Here is a 16,138-nt window from a genome sequence, read left to right on the forward strand (position 1 = left end):
GTGCGTATGCATAAGGTTTTAGTCGTTGATGATGATAAGGTTTTACAGAGTTCTGTAAGGGAAGCTCTTGAATTTCATCACTTCGCTGTCGATGTTGCAGACAATGGAAAAGAAGCACTAAGTGCAGTTTATAAAACGAAATATGACCTGGTTGTTATGGATGTTAACATGCCAGAGATGGATGGGATTGAAGCCTTAACTGAAATCAAAAAACATGACCCATCTGTTATTGTTATTATTTTAACGGCATATTCGAATGTTACTGATGCTGTAAAGGTCGTTAAAGAAGGTGCTTATAATTACTTAGAGAAGCCAATTAGCTCTGAGAATTTAGTTTCTTTAATTAAGCGAGCATTAAAAGCACGCTCACTAGTTGAGACAGTTGGATTCTCTGCTCCAGTTTTATCTCTTGGGGATACTAAGAATAAATTTGTTGGTGAATCAGATGTTATGCAAAAGGTTTTCAACGTAATTGGAAAACTTGCACAGGTCAATACACCGGTTCTTATTCGAGGTGAGTCAGGTACTGGTAAGGAGCTTGTTGCTCGTGCCATTCACTATAATGGGCCAAGAAAAGATGAAAAGTTTGTAACAATTAATCTTGCAGCGATACCAGAGAACTTAATTGAGTCTGAATTATTTGGGCACGAGAAAGGTGCATTTACTGGTGCCAATGAAAGAAAGATTGGTAAATTTCAATTTGCTGACGGTGGAACACTTTTCTTAGATGAGATTGGTGATGTTTCACCTACAATGCAAGTAAAGCTACTTCGTGTTCTTCAAGAAGGCTCGTTCACTCCTGTTGGTTCAAACAGAGAAATTAAATGTGACGTAAGAATCATTGCTGCTTCACATAAGCCTTTTGAGAAAATGATTGAAGACGGAACTTTTAGAGAAGATTTATTTTATCGTTTAAATGTTCTTCCTGTTTATCTACCTCCATTAAGAGAAAGAAATTCAGATATTCCACATCTTGTGGATTACTACGTTAAATATTTTAACAATGTTCACCATCTCAGTATTTCGGGACTGGATGATGATGCGATGGCCATTATGAAGAGTCATGATTGGCCAGGAAATATTCGAGAACTAAGAAACGTTATTGAGCATGCTTTTATTATTGAAAGCGGAGACATAATCAAATCTTCTTCACTACCAGATAAGATTCGTAAATCAGCAACTGTTGAATCATCTAATGATGCTGATGAACAAACAATTATCGATTATGAAGAGATTAAAGACTCTGTTCTTACAGACGCAGGTCAAGATGAGAAGCTAATTGCAAGTGCGCAAGGCTATCAATTTGTTTTTGCGACCACAGAAGAAGATGGTGAGTTAAGGCTTAATTTTTCACAGGCAAAAGATATCTTTGAGAAAGAGTTTATTGTTCAGGCCTTAAAGATCAATAAGGGTAAGATTAATCAAACTGCTCTAAAAGCGAATATTCCAAAGAAGACGTTACTTCGTAAAATTGAGAAATACGAAATTAATCCTAAGGAATATTACGAATGAATCGAATATGGCAAATGACCTTACTTATTGTAGGGATTTTATTTTTAGATCAATTTTCAAAAGGCGCAATACAATCAAGTTTTAAACTAGGTGAAACTCTTGAGGTAATTCCAGGCTTTTTTAATTTAACATATGTTAGAAATCCAGGGGTTGCATTCGGAATGGGAGGAAGCTTCCCGGACGTTGTTAGAATGGTTCTCTTTAAGATTCTTCCAGTTATTGCTTGCTTTTGGTTTGTCTATCTTATTTGGGATGCACGTAAGAAGAGCTATCTTCTATGTCTTGCCTATTCAATGATCTTTGCAGGGGCCGTGGGAAATCTAATTGATCGTATATCACTAGATTACGTTGTTGATATGTTTGATTTCTATTATGGTGGATGGCATTTTGCAGCTTTCAATGTTGCAGACGCATCCATTTCTGTGGCAGCAGGTATTTATATAATTGATTATTTCTTAACTGAGTATAAAGGAAAGAAGAAGAGTGCTAATACTTAAGCACTCTCTTCTTCGTTATTTGATTCTTCACTTGGTAAATCTTTTTTAATCCCGTATTCATTATGAAGCTGATCTAAGCTTTCTTCTGAGATATAAAGTTCTGACTTTAAAGTCTCTTTTCCCCAGATAGCAAATGCATCATTATGTTCATACATTGTAATCGTTTCCCAAGGGCAATCTTGAGAACAGTTTTGACAACCGATACAACGTGCTAGATCGATTTCAACTGTTTGATTAAATTGTGGGTTATTTGGATTTGGCCCAGGAACTAGTTCAATTGAATCTACTGGACATCCTTGAATACAGATTTCACAACCTGTACAACCTGATTGGTGTACAACAGCAAGTAGTTTTGGACCTTTTTTACCTTTTCTCGCAGGTTTAAAACGTGCTGAGTGGTAAGGGTTCTCAACTAAAAATTTAACATCTTCGCTCATTAGCAATTCCTAATACTTTAATACAGACAGTATTTTAACGTATATCAACGCATCATTAAAGGGATTTTTGCCTGATTAAAATACATTAGGTATAGTCCTTTAGCAATATTGGAACGTAAAAAGATTAAGTAAATAATAATTTTTACTTTACATAATTTCAGGGGTTTACCGTGAGAAAACTAAGATTTGTCACAGCGGCCAGCTTATTTGATGGTCACGATGTATCAATAAATATTATGAGAAGATTACTTCAGTCAAAAGGCGTTGAGGTAATTCATTTAGGTCATAACCGCTCGGCGCAAGAGGTTGTGGATGCTGTATTACATGAAGATGCTCATGCAGTTGCACTGAGTTCTTACCAGGGTGGGCATAATGAGTACTTTGCCTACGTTAGAGAGCTCTTAGATGAAGCTGGCGCCTCAAATGTGCGTATTTTTGGCGGAGGTGGTGGAGTTATCACACCAAAAGAGATTAAGGCCCTGCATGAAATGGGAATTACAAGAATCTATTCTCCAGAAGATGGTATGAAGCTTGGTCTTGAGGGCATCATTGATGACATGATTGAGCGAGCAACTCATTCGACACTGGAAGGTTTTGACTTAAATGCTAAGCAAAAAGAGCTGCCAAAGACAAGTCTTGCAAAGGTTATTACTGCAATTGAGGATGGGACAGAAATTGAGATTCCATCATCGGAAAAGAATATTCCAGTTCTAGGTATTACGGGGACAGGTGGAGCCGGTAAGTCATCATTAATTGATGAAACTCTTTTAAGATTTCACCGCTTCTATCCAGAGAAGAAAGTCGCTCTTATTTCAGTTGATCCAACAAAGAAAAAGACACAGGGGGCACTACTTGGAGATCGTATTAGATTAGGATCTGCAAACTTTGAAAACTTTTATATTAGATCTCTTGCAACTCGTGACTCAGGAACAGAACTATCACCACAAATCAAAAAGACTGTTAATTTTTTAAAGGAACAAGACTTTGATTTAATTATTGTTGAAACTTCAGGTATTGGTCAGGCTTCTGATGAGATCACAAAGATTTCTGATAAGTGTATGTATGTAATGACACCTGAGTACGGTGCCGCAACTCAGTTAGAAAAAATCGAAATGCTTGAACAAGCTGACTTTGTTGTTTTAAATAAATTTGAAAAACCTCGCTCAGAAGATTCAATGAGAGATATTAGAAAACAATATCGTCGCAATCATAATCTCTTTGCTGGGCATCCAGGTTCTCCAACTGATGAAGAGTTACCAATTTTTGGAACGATGGCATCTAAGTTTAATGACGTTGGAGTAAATGCATTATTTCAAGCAATTGCACAGACTTTTGATTTCGATCAAGCGCCTCTGGAAGGAATTGAGGCCAATCGTGCACGTACCGATAAGACAAGAATTATTCCACCAGAGCGAGCTCTATATTTAAGAGAAATTGCAAAAACTAGTCGTGACTATAATTCAGAAACATTTGAGAGAATGGAAAAGCTACGTGATGTTGAGGCCCTAGAGATAACAAGTAAAATTGTTCCTAGTAAAGAAATCGATGAAAAGCTTACTCAGTTAAAAGAAGAACTTGGTGAAGAAGTTGAAAAAGAATTAGAACAATTTCAATCCGTTCTTAAGCAATATGAAAGTGGAACATTTACTTACAAGGTTCGTGATCGTGAGTTCAACGTAGCGACTAAATATCAATCCCTTTCAGGTGTTGATATCCAAAAAGTTGGAACACCAAATTTCACCTCAATTGTAGATCAGTATAAGTTCATTAGAAATGTAAACCTTCCAGGGTTCTTCCCATACGGTGCTGGGATTTTCCCATTTAAGCGTACAGATGAAGATCCAAAGAGAATGTTTGCAGGTGAAGGTGGACCAGCAAGAACTAATAAACGTTTTCACTATCTTTCAAAAGATGACAAGGCAAAGCGTCTTTCAACAGCTTTTGATTCTGTAACTCTTTACGGAGAAGACCCTGATTTACGTCCAGATATTTTTGGTAAAATTGGTGAAGCAGGTGTTTCAATTGCAACAGTTGAGGATATGGAATTATTATTTGATGGTTTCGATCTTTCAGATCCATACACTTCTGTTTCAATGACAATCAATGGACCGGCACCAATTATGTTGGCATTCTATCTTAATACGGCCCTAAGACAAAAACTTAAGGGCGATGATTATTATGATAAAGATAAGCGTTTGGCGATCCTTCAACAAATTCGTGGAACAGTTCAAGCAGATATTTTAAAAGAAGATCAGGCCCAAAATACTTGTATCTTCTCTCTAGAATTTGCATTAAAAATGATGGGGGATGTTCAAGAATACTTCTGTCAGCAAAAAATTAGAAATTATTATACTGTTTCAATTTCTGGTTATCATATTGCAGAAGCTGGTGCGAATCCAATTACACAAGTTGCTTTCACACTGGCAAACGGATTCACATTTGTTGAGTACTACTTAGCTCGTGGATTAAATATAGATGAGTTCTCTCAAAACTTATCTTTCTTCTTCTCTAATGGATTAGATCCTGAATATTCAGTAATCGGTCGAGTTGCTAGAAAGATTTGGGCGATTACAATGCGTAATAAGTATGGAGCAAATGATAAGGCTCAGAAGTTTAAGTATCATATTCAAACATCTGGTCGTTCACTTCATGCTCAAGAAATTGATTTCAACGATATTAGAACAACTCTACAAGCTTATCTTGCACTTTCAGATAATTGTAACTCTCTTCATACAAATGCATATGATGAAGCGATTACGACTCCAACTGAAGAGTCTGTTCGTCGTGCAATGGCAATTCAAATGATTATCAACCGTGAATTCGGTCTTAATAAGTCAGATAATCCAATGCAGGGAGCTTACGTAATTGAAGAGTTAGCTGGTCTTGTTGAAGAAGCTATTCTTTCTGAATTTGAGAGAATCTCAGACAAAGGTGGAGTTCTTGGTGCAATGGAAAGTATGTATCAGAGATCTAAGATTCAAGAAGAGTCACTTCATTATGAAACTCTTAAAGACTCAGGTGAGCTACCAATTATTGGTGTGAATACTTACATCGCCGATAATATTGACGAGCAACTAAATCAAGAAATTGAATTATCTCGCTGTAGTGATGAAGAAAAGAAAGGACAAATTGCTAGACTCAATGACTTCAAAGAAAGAAATAAGAATAAATCAGAAGACGCGCTTAATCGCCTAAGAGAAGTTGCACTTTCTGGAGGAAATATTTTCGAAGAATTAATCGAGACTGTAAATTATTGTTCATTAGGTGAAATCACAAATCTTCTATATGAGATTGGTGGGAAATATAGAAGGAATATGTAATGAAGAAATCTAAGCTATATACTCGTACAGGTGATAAGGGTGAGACTAGTCTAGTTGGTGGACAACGTGTTTCTAAAGCAAGTGCTAGAATAAACCTTTATGGAAACTTGGATGAGCTAAATAGCTATATCGGTTTATCTCTTTGTTATATTCAAGAAGTACGATTAAAAAATACATTTAAAAGGATCCAGGACAATATCTTTGTCCTTGGGTCTAATTTTGCGAGTCTAAAAGAGGACCGTGAAAATTACAATTTACCTAAGCTAAAAGAAGATGAGTTGATCCACTTAGAAGAAGAAATCGACTACTTCGATACTATCGTTGATCCATTGAAGTACTTTATTCTACCTGGGGGAGGAGTTGCCGCTTCTCATATTCATATCTGTCGTACTAAAACTCGTGAAGTAGAAAGACAGGCCGTGGACTTAGGTGATGTTGAAAGAATCGATTTAGAATATCTAAATCGCTTATCTGACTATTTCTTTATTGTAGCAAGGTTTCTAAATAAGATTGAAAATATTAAGGATGTTGCTTGGGTACCAAATAAGTAAGAGTCTTATTTGAAAAACTTCATGATTTTAGTCATGACAGTTTTATCCTCTTCAGGCTCTTTTGGTTTCTTTTTCTTAGCTGGCTTTTTAGTTTGTGCTTTCTTTTTAATATCTCCGCGAAGCTTCGGGCTTTGCAGGCTTAATTTATTATTTATGGCCAAAAAGCTTGTTTGATCGGCAAGATTTGTATTGGTCTGTGTCACTTCACCATTTTCGAAATGCTCTTCGATCGGTCGGGTGAGAGATTTAAGTTCGAGCTCAGTTAAGTCATCAAGACATATTGTAATATAGCAATTTCCTATTCTAACAGTTTCATAGACATAGAGCCTATGGGACCCTTCAATTTTCTTGTTATTGATGAAGGTACCATTTGTAGAGTTAAGGTCCTTAACTATTATCTCATTTTTTTTTTCGTGTGTAATTTCAAGGTGTTTTGATGATATTTTCTTATCATCTACTGATATATCTACTGCCGACTTTGATCGCCCAAAAGTGATTTTTGGTTTGATCAAAAATTTGGCCGTATTTTCACCACATTTAATAACTAATGAGATAGACATTGCTTGATACTCCTATATAAAGTATATCACCAATATGATATAATACAGGTATTGGATATAATTACCTACGTAATTTCAGAGGTTTATATGAGTGAGCTATTAAATGTAACATCAAAGGCCCTTGGCCAAATAAAAAACATTTTCGAAAGTGAAAATCGTTCTAAGACTGACTTCGGTCTTCGTCTAGGTGTTATCGGAGGCGGATGCTCTGGACTATCTTATAATATCGACTTTGATGCCCCTAAGGACAGTGACAATATTATTGAAATGGATGGCGTAAAGATTCTTATCGATCCTAAGTCTTCAATATACCTTAGTGGAATAACTTTAGATTTCAAAGACGGCCTAAACGGAAAGGGCTTTGTATTTGAAAATCCAAATGCAAAGAATACTTGTGGATGTGGTGAAAGCTTTAGCGTTTAATCTTAATAGGTTTTTTAATATCTTTTAAGACGAATTTGCTGGTTTTTAGAATATTGGTAATATTCTCACCCCAGTAATTTGGATCTGTTTTTCTATAGAGTCTTTCAAATTCAAAACTTGTAAGTGATTTAGCATCAATAGATATACTAATGCTGCCAGCTTTTAGAATATCATAGACATATAAAGGCTCTTCATTTTCGATTCTTTTCTGATTGATAAATGTTCCATTTTTGGAAGACAGGTCACGGACAAGAATTGAGCTTTTGTCATAGATAATTTCAAAGTGTTTTGAAGAGACTTTAGGGTCATCCAGAACAATATCGACAACTTCTTTGTTTCGGCCAAAAGTTATTTTATTTTTCATAAGAATTTTCTTTGTGTTTTTCTTGTCATCGATAATGAGGCGAATAGACATTACGATTTCCTTTTTTCAGTGCATCACTAAATTACGTTAAATAGTCTTAAGACAATTTCTATTATATATTTAGTTTTATATAGTGAAAGGTACAATAAAAAATGCCTAGTATAGTTTAGTTAATATTGTAATTAGTAAAGTAGGTTAACGATATGGAAAACAATCAAGAGATTATTAAAGATGTAATGTTTGAATTCTTCTTTAACGATAACCAATTTACGTTAAATAATTATGTTGTTTACAAGTTCAAAGGTGAGGAAACTCGAGAGTATCTACAAAGGCAAATTACTGCTGATATAAGTGGCCTTGATAATGCTGCGACAATTGCATGTCGCCTTGATCGTACAGGACGTGTGTTTTCTTTTTTCTATTTAATTCATAATAATGATGGTTTTTATCTTGCTGTCGATGAGAAAATTTCTGAAGAAACAATTGAAGAGTTAGAGAAGTTTATCATCATGGAAGATATAACGATTGAGAAAACTCAAAAGCTTCCATGCCTTTCAACGAGGAAGGGAAATGATTTCGTTACAATGGGTCTATTTGATGGTGTAGGCTATATCGGTCTTGTTGATGAGAAATTAGACAAGAAAGATTATGTGAACTTCTTAGAAGTCTTAACAGCATGGCCTATATTAGATAAAACAATTGATCGCACTAAATTAATTAATGAAACGCGCTTAAATGAATTTGCAATTAGTTATAATAAAGGATGTTTTCTTGGACAAGAAACCGCATCAAAAATTGAAAGTCGAAGAGGTGCCGCTCGTTATCCTGTGTTATTAACTTCAAATAAAGAACTAGCTGATGAGGTTAGTCTAAATGATAAAAAGGTAGAGATACTTAATCGTTGTAAGATTGGTGAAACTCACTTTTCTGTAGCAAAAGCGCCAAGGGAGCTATTAATTAATAATCTTGAGGTTTCATACCAAGATGATTTAATCAAAATTAATACATATCCTGTGCTTGCTAAAGAAAATATCAAAGAAGAGATTAGTGAATACTATTATAATAAGGCCGTTAATCTCTTTCATAAAAATAAGATTACTGAATCTTTAAGCTTGTTAGATCAAGTTATTAGTTTCAATCCTTTATACGCAGATGCATATGAGTCTAAAGGAGTTATTCTTGGAAATAGCGGAGAACACCAGAAGGCCATTGATGTTATGGATGAGTTATTAGCGGTTGATGAAAGCTCTGTTATGGCACATACCAATAAGTCCTTATATTTAATGAAGCTTGGAAAAATAGAAGAGGCCGAGGAAGAAAAGGCCCTTGCAACAGTTGCTTCTTTCAAGCGTTTCGGTGATGAAGCTAAAGCGAAGAAAGCGAAAGAAGAACAAGAAAGAGCGGAAAAGGAAGAACGTGCCCGTCGTTTTGAAATGTTTAATAAGGTTTTGGCCATTGATGAAAATGATGTTGTTGCAAACTTTGGATTAGCTGATATTCATTTTAATAATGAAAAATTTGAAAAGGCACTAAAGCATTTAGAAGTAGTATTAAATGAAAATCCTAAATATTCTGTAGCCTACTTACTAAAGTCAAAAATACTCTTTAGTGAAGAGAAATATGAGCAATGCTTAGAAGTAATTGAAAAGGGAATACCGATTGCAACTTCTCAAGGAGAGCTTATGCCTGCAAATGAGATGCAAACAATTAAGTCTAAGGTTTTAAGGAAGGTTTAGTAATACTCACTTCTTGCAGCTAGTAACTCGTTTTTAATTTTCTCAATTGAGTCAGAGTTTATCTTTTTTTCTAGATTCAAAATATGATTTCGGTGTGAGGCAACCATTTCTTTAAAAACAAGATAGATTTCATGGCCTTCACTTGAAATAATCTCTTCTTTATAGGCCTTCTCTAAATCAAGTTCACAAAATACAAGCATATAATATTCTTCAATTGCTCTCTCTTGTATTTTTTTGAATTCATTCTCTGTGAAGTCGTGTTCTGTTTGTTTTGAAAGCGATGAGAATAGTTCAAGGGCCCAATAAAAGGTCATATAAGCGTGGTATATACCTCTAATTGGCCTTAAGGCCCTACGCCAAGGGCTATAATAGATTTTTTCTTCGAGCTCCTCTAAGAGCTCATTCTGATTTAAATAGCTATTTAGGACGTGGTGTCCATTTTCATGCAGAAGGTCATCCATTAGATCTATATCATCACGGTCGAATGTATTGATTGATGAGTATCCTGGAAGTGTTTGCATTGAGTAGCTGACAATTCCCTTTTCTTTAATCGGTATAATATTATTCGTAAAAGTTTTAAATACCTCGAATAAATCAGGAGTATACTTTCTTAATCTTTCGTAGGCTTTTGCTATTTTCTCTGTCATGAAAGAAGATGAATCTTCAAGGTCAGAGTAGAAGATTATAGTTAAGTCATCGATCTTTGTACTTAGAGCGTGCTTGTTTTTAGAATTTTCATTGATATGAGCAAGGACTTTATCTTCTAGTTTATCAAATAGTATACGGTTACCGTTTTGATATACTGATATATTGTCATCACCAAGCTCAGGTACATTCAAATAGCGCAGTTCTTGGTCGACTTCTTCTAGGATATGTATCTTGAAAAATGAAATAATATTATCTTCTAAAATATGAACAAGTTTTTGTGATTCAGCTAAGAGGTCTTTTGTCTCACTAAGTGAATTTAAAAAAGACTTTGCAAGATTACTATCGTGCCAGAAATTAAATATAGCATCTTCTGATTCGCTCATTTCGTAGTCTTGGCCTACTTCAAATTCTGAATGGTAAGAAATGATCTCAATTAATGCTTCTATCAGATTAAACCAGTAAAAATTTAAGTTTGAATATGAGTCGAGTTTAGTTGAAAAGATGGCCTCTTTATAGAAGTCTTGAAATCTTTGAGACAAATACTCATTGCTCTCTTCTACATCACTAGATGCATCTTCACGATAAAGTGCAAGTGTTTCTAAATAAGACTCTTTGAAAGAGTTATTATTTTGAATGAATTGATTGAATTGTTTCATGGAGTTTCGGTATGAAAAATGGCTGGGATGGCGAGATTCGAACTCGCGACCAATAGATTAACAGTCTACTGCGCTACCGCTGCGCCACATCCCAGCAATCTTAAGTAGTTAATTTTATAATCCTATTTTTTTAAATTGTAAATATTTTCTTTTATGGGAAAATTATTTATCAATGAGTTAAGTGTTTGAAATTATTGTATCTCAATTAAATTTGCTAATTTTTTTTTTTGAAAAGCCGATAAGTTGAGTCAGACTTTGGTGTAAAATATAGGAAATGATGGAACAATCAAACCTTATTAGAAATTTACTACGTATCATAACTCCAGAAGAAGTTACTGATTTAACAACCTTCGGTGATATGGATGCAAAGGATACGTTAACTAATCTCTTAATTAGTCATAATCAAGGGCAGGAAATTACTTATACGCCTTCTGGAATGGCCAAGATTATTCCTTTCCCGGGACAAGAGGAAGCTGTTGCAGATCTAACGATTGATGGCCTTGATCAAGGTGAGATCTTCACTGGACATAGAGTTCATCAATTCATTAATAACTTTATAACTAAGGTAAAATTCGAATCACATAAAGTTCACCCAGGTGCCAAGCCTGTTGAGACTACAACTTTTATCATTAATGAAAAAGAGCGCTTTAAGAATGTTTATACAAAAATAAAAGGGAAGGAAGTTCTCGATTTATATGCAAAAAACTCTGTTGTTGATTTAGAACAAGAACGCAAAAATCGAAGAGACCTTTCACAGAACTCTTCGACCGGCGTTCTTGTAAATAAGAAACATTATTAATCTTCTTTTAATCCTTTAATATTTCCTTTTGCACTAGTTTCTTCAATTTCTAATGTTGCTAGTTGATAAACACAATGATCAACTGTCGAAACAGCGGCAGGTCGATAATTACCAGAGTTTTTAACGCCACCAAAAGGAAGCTTTGAATTTGCTCCAACAGTTGCGCGGTTTAGGTTAACAAGTCCCGCATCAATATTATTAACTGCATGTTGAAATTTTGCAGCATCTTTAGTGAAGACTGAAGCTGCTAGTCCATACTCTGTAGAGTTGGCAATATTAATGGCCTCATCAAAATCGTCATAACTTACAAAAGTACAGTTTGGACCAAAAATTTCATTTGCAAGGAAATGGCTATTTGGAATTAGTTTATCTGCGTAATGAATTGAAGGTGAAACATAGTAACCATTTGTCGCACGCTCTAATTGCTTCCCACGCATAACTTCTTCAAGTCCTTCTCTTTTTGCCATTCCCATAAAGAGTAGGTATTGATCAAGAGAGGCTTGATCGATTAAAGGGCCCATAAAAGGATCAACTTCATGTTCTGTTGCATGATCAACAATAATCTTCTTTGCCATATCATGAAAGCGACTAATGAATTCATCTTTAATTGAACTATGAATTGCAACGAGACCAGTTGAGGTACAACGTTGACCAGTCGTTAAATACGAGCCTGTTAGAATTTCTTCTAGCGTATAATCAATATCTGCACTTTCTGTGATGATTGAAGTATTTTTTCCACCAAGTTCAAGTGAGACAAGTTTTGATAAGTCTGTGTGAGTTGACTCTAGAATTTTTTGACCAACTTCTTTTGAACCAGTAAAGAAGATACCCTTAACTCTCTTATCTTTGATGATTCTTCTAGCGACTTCACCATCACCTTGAATAAGGTTAACAACACCCATTGGAAACTTTGCTTCTGCAAGACATTCAAACATTAGCTGTGCTGAATAACATGTCTTTTCACTAGGCTTGAAAATAATTGAGTTCCCAGAGATAAGATTCGCTGTGATTTGTCCGTTTGCAAGGTGGCATGGGAAATTAAATGGGCCAATAATAAAGCTTGGGCCAACTGGCTTATAGTAAATATGCGCGTTTGTATTTGGCGCAATGTTTTGCATATCTTTTGTCTGAATACGAGGCAGGGAAGATTCAATTGTTACATTAACTTTTGCAATAAGAGCAGCAGCTTCTGTACGGGCCTCCCATAGAGGCTTTCCTACTTCAAGGGCGATGGCCGTAGCAATTTGTTCTTGCTTACCTTTAAGTGCTTCTTGGTACCTTTTTAATGCTTCAATTCTTTCTTCAATGGAAGTATTGCGCCAAGTTTGAAATCCTTTGTGAGCAGAATCAATTAACTCATCGATATGAGAATAATTTACTTGTAGGTTCCAAAGGACCTTAGAAGTATCACTTGGACACTCTCTTGAAATTGTACGATCTGTTCGCTTATCTACAGTATTATCAAATTGCACAAAGTTATTATTAAAAAATGAGCCTTTTAGTTGATACATAAATATCTCCCTTATATTGCCATCACTGTGACGTCTTGATCTTGATCAAGTTTATATTGTGAAATGTTGTCGACAGTAAGTATATCATTATTGAGTTCACCTTTGAGACAGATTACCTCAAAGTTTTCTTCATTTGTCATAACAAGGTAAAGTTTTGGATGTTTACAACTTCCTTGTTCTATCTTTGCTTTTTGGATTGTTTGAACAGGCTTAATGTCTTTTAGCTTACAGCGGTAGTGTGGACCACCATCAAATGGATCCACTTCATTTGTATACTTAAAACCAATTGATTCAAGCATTCTCTTTACTGGTTCAGTATCAAGTCCAACTTTTCCAACGGCATTTCTCGCTTCAATTGGAAGTAGGGTTTCGTAAATTGTTCCTGAAGGAAAGAGGCTTAGAATGAATTCTTTATTCTTACGACTTAAGATGTCGGCATCATGATATTCCATATTAAGAAATCGTCTACCAATTGCTTCCCATAGTGGAGACTTTCCATCGGCATCAAATGGTGGCATTAGTTCAGAGTGAACAGTGTCCTTAAAACGATGAGGATTTAATCCCATATACATGAAACGACAAAATGATAGAACCTTTCCTAGTTTATTAGGATTGCCTCGATAACTTGGATCAAGGATAAGCCCACCAATTTCTGTTGGCCCATCGGTATCGTAGCCAAGCTTCAGGGTTCCGTGTATGAAGCCTGTATTTATTGTTTGGGAAAATTTATTTTCTTGTCCAACTTTCAAATAAAAATGAGGCTCATGTTCATCACCATGACGTGCGTGAATCATAGAGCAGCCGATAACTCTATTTGCCTCAAGATCTTCTAGCACAAAAATATAATGATCGCGTGAAAGATCAGAACTCATTTGTTTAAAAGAGCGAAGAGAACTATTGATCTTACTTTCGATTAACTCCTTATCATGAGGTAAGTTAATAAAAGTATATAATCCCGAAAGATCATATAAATCTTCTAAGTCTTCTTTTTTAACAGGTCTTATTCGAAACATTTTTTTCTTTCCCTAATTTATTTCTTCTAAGATTGTTTTTTCAATTATAGAAATGATGTCATCAATATGCTCATCAGTCATAGCAAGTGGCAGAAGTAGTCTAACTCGTGTTGGTTCTTTACCGGCCATAAAGGCAACGATTCCGTTATTAAATAAAGCCTTAACAAATTTTGAAACGGTTTCAGTTGTTGAGTCACCGACTTCAAAAGCTATCATTGTTCCAATACCACCAACATAAGTTATCTTGTCTTTACAAGAGTTCTTCATTAGGTGAGTCAGCTTTGTGATGAACTTATCTTCTAATTCTTTGATACGTCCATTATCTCCGTAGAAATTACCTTCTGTTAGATACTTAACAAGTTTACTTCCTGTTGAAAGTGCTGAAACAGATCCATTGAAAGTACCTGCAATTAAACCAGGCTTAGGGTTTAATTCTTCACTATAAAGGACACCACAAACTTGTAGGGCCTTTCCTACAGAAACAATATCGACATACTTATCTAGGCCCATTGTTTGGAATGCAAATAATTCTCTTGTTCTACCAAATGTTTGAACTTCATCAATCCAAATATATAAACCTTTCTTCTTGGCCCACTTAAAGATTTCTTCGTAATATTCTTTTGGTCCAAAGATAAACCCACCTTCACCCTGAATAATTTCAAGCATAATTGCACAGTGCTGATTTGGGTGTTTCGCTGTAACTTCCTCAAGTGCCGCTAGTGTATTCTTTAATGAGTCCTCAGGGTTGTTTTGATCAAAATGTGGAACGTGATCAACATCTAAAGACTTAGGCATCCCTTGACGGTAATTAGCATTATGTGTGATATCCTGAGTAGCAACACTTCTTCCTGCAAAAGCTTTCTTGAAAGCAATCACACGATAAGCAGGATCTTTCTTTTGCCAAACAAGCTTAAGAGCTAGATCATTTGCAAAACTACCTGAACCTGTAAACCAAAAGTGCTTCAGGTTACTTTCTTTAACTGCACTAAGTAGATTATTTGTTAATTCTATTGCTTGTGGATATGGTTGAAGATTTCCACACATAACTGAGTCACCAAGAGCAGCCTCAAGGTGTGACTTAATATAGATAGGATGTGAGTGACCAAGTAGGTTAGGACCAATACCGCCGATTAAATCATACTTTACTGAACCGTCAATTAACTCAGTGAATGGCCCGTGTCCGCGTCCAGATGAAACATAGTTAAAGTAGATACCTTTACCTCTTTCTTGATTATAAGTTTTTAAAGTTTCTTCAACTAGATGCTCTTTTCCTTCTTGTGGCCCACGAACTTCCATAAAATTCTTCTGCTCTTTAAGAATTGAAGAGAATAGCTTATCAAATTGATCATTTATTTCATTGTTTCTAACGCCGTATTCCATAACTCACCTCTTTTTTACTTTTTTTATGTGGTAGAATTATCACTCACTTGCAAAGGCTACAAGCCAAATAGATAATAAATTTATGCCAGATACTAACACAGGAAATCCACTAAAAGAATTGGAAGAACTTTATAAAAATAAAGATTATGAAGCTTATAAAGATCTTCTAATTAAAAATAAAAGTCTATTTATCGATGCTCAGTATTTTTACAATTTGGGCACCGCGTACTTGAAATTAGAAGACCTTGGAGCGGCCAGACTTTATCTTGAAAAGTCATATCAGCTAGGTCAGCAAGATAAGCTCGTAACCAATAATATCGACTATATTAAGACTCAATATGACTTAGGTAGTCAGGAGTATAATCTTGTTGCCAAAGGCCTTAATATACCAAGTGTTTATTATACTAGTATTACCTTGGTACTACTTTTGATTGTTTTAGTTTTAAATTGGAGAACTAAAATTCATAAAGGTATTATTTTTATTTTATTTATCGTTTCACTCAGTCCTGCTATTTTCAATAGCATCTATTTGAAAGCAACATATAATAATGCTGTTGTGATGAAAGATACGCAAGTCCATGAAGGACCTTCTGCAATTTTTGAACATAACCAGCAGGCACGTGAAGGACTTAGAGTGATTATCTCTAAGGTGAATGAGGGATGGTCTTTTATTTATTGGCCAAGTAGCGTTAAGGGTTGGGTTAAGTCCGATTCCATTGAAACTTATTAAA

15 protein-coding genes and 1 tRNA gene are annotated in these 16,138 nt (G+C 35.2%); 8 read left to right on the forward strand and 8 right to left on the reverse strand.

The window, feature by feature from the left end; all coding sequences use genetic code 11:
* Nucleotides 1-6: 6 nt before the first annotated feature.
* Nucleotides 7-1,512 carry a sigma-54-dependent transcriptional regulator gene (locus ACMAZI_RS01540; protein WP_114705935.1) on the forward strand — a complete coding sequence of 502 codons (1,506 nt, stop codon included), beginning with the start codon at nucleotides 7-9 and terminating at the stop codon, nucleotides 1,510-1,512.
* Nucleotides 1,509-2,009, forward strand: a complete 501-nt coding sequence (gene lspA, locus ACMAZI_RS01545) for a signal peptidase II (RefSeq protein ID WP_114705934.1) — start codon at nucleotides 1,509-1,511, stop codon at nucleotides 2,007-2,009. Before ACMAZI_RS01540 ends, lspA begins: the two co-directional genes overlap by 4 nt.
* Here the strand turns inward: lspA and ACMAZI_RS01550 are convergent.
* Complete coding sequence (locus tag ACMAZI_RS01550) at nucleotides 2,006-2,446, reverse strand: 4Fe-4S dicluster domain-containing protein (protein ID WP_114705933.1); 441 nt, start codon at nucleotides 2,444-2,446, stop codon at nucleotides 2,006-2,008. The two genes, lspA and ACMAZI_RS01550, sit on opposite strands and share 4 nt — an antisense overlap.
* Nucleotides 2,447-2,616: 170 nt before the next feature.
* On the opposite strand from ACMAZI_RS01550, the gene icmF reads away from it, so the two are divergent.
* Together icmF and ACMAZI_RS01560 are read left to right on the forward strand one after the other, a co-directional pair.
* Nucleotides 2,617-5,766 (forward strand): fused isobutyryl-CoA mutase/GTPase IcmF, encoded by a 3,150-nt coding sequence (gene icmF / locus ACMAZI_RS01555; protein ID WP_412473915.1) that lies wholly within the window; start codon nucleotides 2,617-2,619, stop codon nucleotides 5,764-5,766.
* Entirely contained in the window at nucleotides 5,766-6,317 is a 552-nt protein-coding gene (locus tag ACMAZI_RS01560) for a cob(I)yrinic acid a,c-diamide adenosyltransferase (RefSeq protein WP_114705932.1), read from the forward strand. Before icmF ends, ACMAZI_RS01560 begins: the two co-directional genes overlap by 1 nt.
* 5 nt (nucleotides 6,318-6,322) lie before the next feature.
* On the opposite strand, the gene ACMAZI_RS01565 is transcribed toward ACMAZI_RS01560, so the two are convergent.
* On the reverse strand, nucleotides 6,323-6,877 hold the full coding sequence (locus ACMAZI_RS01565) for an FHA domain-containing protein (protein ID WP_334677862.1): 555 nt from the start codon (nucleotides 6,875-6,877) through the stop codon (nucleotides 6,323-6,325).
* 87 nt (nucleotides 6,878-6,964) lie between these two features.
* Here ACMAZI_RS01565 and ACMAZI_RS01570 point away from each other — a divergent pair, with 87 nt between their 5' ends.
* Nucleotides 6,965-7,300, forward strand: coding sequence for a HesB/IscA family protein (locus ACMAZI_RS01570; protein WP_114705930.1), 336 nt, complete (start codon nucleotides 6,965-6,967; stop codon nucleotides 7,298-7,300).
* On the opposite strand, the gene ACMAZI_RS01575 is transcribed toward ACMAZI_RS01570, so the two are convergent.
* Nucleotides 7,290-7,715, reverse strand: coding sequence for an FHA domain-containing protein (locus ACMAZI_RS01575; protein WP_412473914.1), 426 nt, complete (start codon nucleotides 7,713-7,715; stop codon nucleotides 7,290-7,292). The genes ACMAZI_RS01570 and ACMAZI_RS01575 overlap by 11 nt on opposite strands.
* 152 nt (nucleotides 7,716-7,867) lie before the next feature.
* Here ACMAZI_RS01575 and ACMAZI_RS01580 point away from each other — a divergent pair, with 152 nt between their 5' ends.
* On the forward strand, nucleotides 7,868-9,400 hold the full coding sequence (locus tag ACMAZI_RS01580; RefSeq protein ID WP_412473913.1) for a CDC27 family protein: 1,533 nt from the start codon (nucleotides 7,868-7,870) through the stop codon (nucleotides 9,398-9,400).
* On the opposite strand, the gene ACMAZI_RS01585 is transcribed toward ACMAZI_RS01580, so the two are convergent.
* Nucleotides 9,397-10,704: an aKG-HExxH-type peptide beta-hydroxylase gene (locus tag ACMAZI_RS01585; protein ID WP_412473912.1), complete on the reverse strand. Its 1,308-nt coding sequence runs from the start codon at nucleotides 10,702-10,704 to the stop codon at nucleotides 9,397-9,399. The genes ACMAZI_RS01580 and ACMAZI_RS01585 overlap by 4 nt on opposite strands.
* A 19-nt stretch (nucleotides 10,705-10,723) precedes the next feature.
* Nucleotides 10,724-10,798 (reverse strand) — tRNA-Asn (locus ACMAZI_RS01590).
* Between the two features lie 180 nt (nucleotides 10,799-10,978).
* Between ACMAZI_RS01590 and ACMAZI_RS01595 the strand changes: the two genes are divergently transcribed.
* Complete coding sequence (locus tag ACMAZI_RS01595; protein WP_412473911.1) at nucleotides 10,979-11,503, forward strand: hypothetical protein; 525 nt, start codon at nucleotides 10,979-10,981, stop codon at nucleotides 11,501-11,503.
* Here ACMAZI_RS01595 and ACMAZI_RS01600 read toward each other — a convergent pair.
* The 3 genes from ACMAZI_RS01600 to ACMAZI_RS01610 are packed head-to-tail and all read right to left on the reverse strand — an operon-like array spanning nucleotide 11,500 to nucleotide 15,407.
* Complete coding sequence (locus tag ACMAZI_RS01600) at nucleotides 11,500-13,014, reverse strand: aldehyde dehydrogenase family protein (RefSeq protein ID WP_412473910.1); 1,515 nt, start codon at nucleotides 13,012-13,014, stop codon at nucleotides 11,500-11,502. The genes ACMAZI_RS01595 and ACMAZI_RS01600 overlap by 4 nt on opposite strands.
* 11 nt (nucleotides 13,015-13,025) lie before the next feature.
* On the reverse strand, nucleotides 13,026-14,027 hold the full coding sequence (locus ACMAZI_RS01605; RefSeq protein ID WP_412473909.1) for an arginine N-succinyltransferase: 1,002 nt from the start codon (nucleotides 14,025-14,027) through the stop codon (nucleotides 13,026-13,028).
* 12 nt (nucleotides 14,028-14,039) lie between these two features.
* Complete coding sequence (locus tag ACMAZI_RS01610; RefSeq protein WP_412473908.1) at nucleotides 14,040-15,407, reverse strand: aminotransferase class III-fold pyridoxal phosphate-dependent enzyme; 1,368 nt, start codon at nucleotides 15,405-15,407, stop codon at nucleotides 14,040-14,042.
* A gap of 82 nt (nucleotides 15,408-15,489) precedes the next feature.
* Here ACMAZI_RS01610 and ACMAZI_RS01615 point away from each other — a divergent pair, with 82 nt between their 5' ends.
* Nucleotides 15,490-16,137: a tetratricopeptide repeat protein gene (locus ACMAZI_RS01615; RefSeq protein ID WP_412473907.1), complete on the forward strand. Its 648-nt coding sequence runs from the start codon at nucleotides 15,490-15,492 to the stop codon at nucleotides 16,135-16,137.
* Nucleotide 16,138: the final 1 nt, after the last annotated feature.

It is taken from the genome of Halobacteriovorax sp. YZS-3-1 (assembly GCF_047084945.1).
Classification (GTDB): Bacteria; Bdellovibrionota; Bacteriovoracia; order Bacteriovoracales; family Bacteriovoracaceae; genus Halobacteriovorax_A; species Halobacteriovorax_A vibrionivorans.

Excerpts from the sequence above, each read along its gene's own strand:
- ACMAZI_RS01540 (WP_114705935.1), top strand. The coding sequence starts at position 7 with ATGCATAAGGTTTTAGTCGTTGATGATGATAAGGTTTTACAGAGTTCT.
- lspA (WP_114705934.1), top strand. The coding sequence starts at position 1,509 with ATGAATCGAATATGGCAAATGACCTTACTTATTGTAGGGATTTTATTT.
- ACMAZI_RS01550 (WP_114705933.1), bottom strand. The coding sequence starts at position 2,446 with ATGAGCGAAGATGTTAAATTTTTAGTTGAGAACCCTTACCACTCAGCA.
- ACMAZI_RS01560 (WP_114705932.1), top strand. The coding sequence starts at position 5,766 with ATGAAGAAATCTAAGCTATATACTCGTACAGGTGATAAGGGTGAGACT.
- ACMAZI_RS01565 (WP_334677862.1), bottom strand. The coding sequence starts at position 6,877 with ATGTCTATCTCATTAGTTATTAAATGTGGTGAAAATACGGCCAAATTT.
- ACMAZI_RS01570 (WP_114705930.1), top strand. The coding sequence starts at position 6,965 with ATGAGTGAGCTATTAAATGTAACATCAAAGGCCCTTGGCCAAATAAAA.
- ACMAZI_RS01575 (WP_412473914.1), bottom strand. The coding sequence starts at position 7,715 with ATGTCTATTCGCCTCATTATCGATGACAAGAAAAACACAAAGAAAATT.
- ACMAZI_RS01580 (WP_412473913.1), top strand. The coding sequence starts at position 7,868 with ATGGAAAACAATCAAGAGATTATTAAAGATGTAATGTTTGAATTCTTC.
- ACMAZI_RS01585 (WP_412473912.1), bottom strand. The coding sequence starts at position 10,704 with ATGAAACAATTCAATCAATTCATTCAAAATAATAACTCTTTCAAAGAG.
- ACMAZI_RS01595 (WP_412473911.1), top strand. The coding sequence starts at position 10,979 with ATGATGGAACAATCAAACCTTATTAGAAATTTACTACGTATCATAACT.
- ACMAZI_RS01600 (WP_412473910.1), bottom strand. The coding sequence starts at position 13,014 with ATGTATCAACTAAAAGGCTCATTTTTTAATAATAACTTTGTGCAATTT.
- ACMAZI_RS01605 (WP_412473909.1), bottom strand. The coding sequence starts at position 14,027 with ATGTTTCGAATAAGACCTGTTAAAAAAGAAGACTTAGAAGATTTATAT.
- ACMAZI_RS01610 (WP_412473908.1), bottom strand. The coding sequence starts at position 15,407 with ATGGAATACGGCGTTAGAAACAATGAAATAAATGATCAATTTGATAAG.
- ACMAZI_RS01615 (WP_412473907.1), top strand. The coding sequence starts at position 15,490 with ATGCCAGATACTAACACAGGAAATCCACTAAAAGAATTGGAAGAACTT.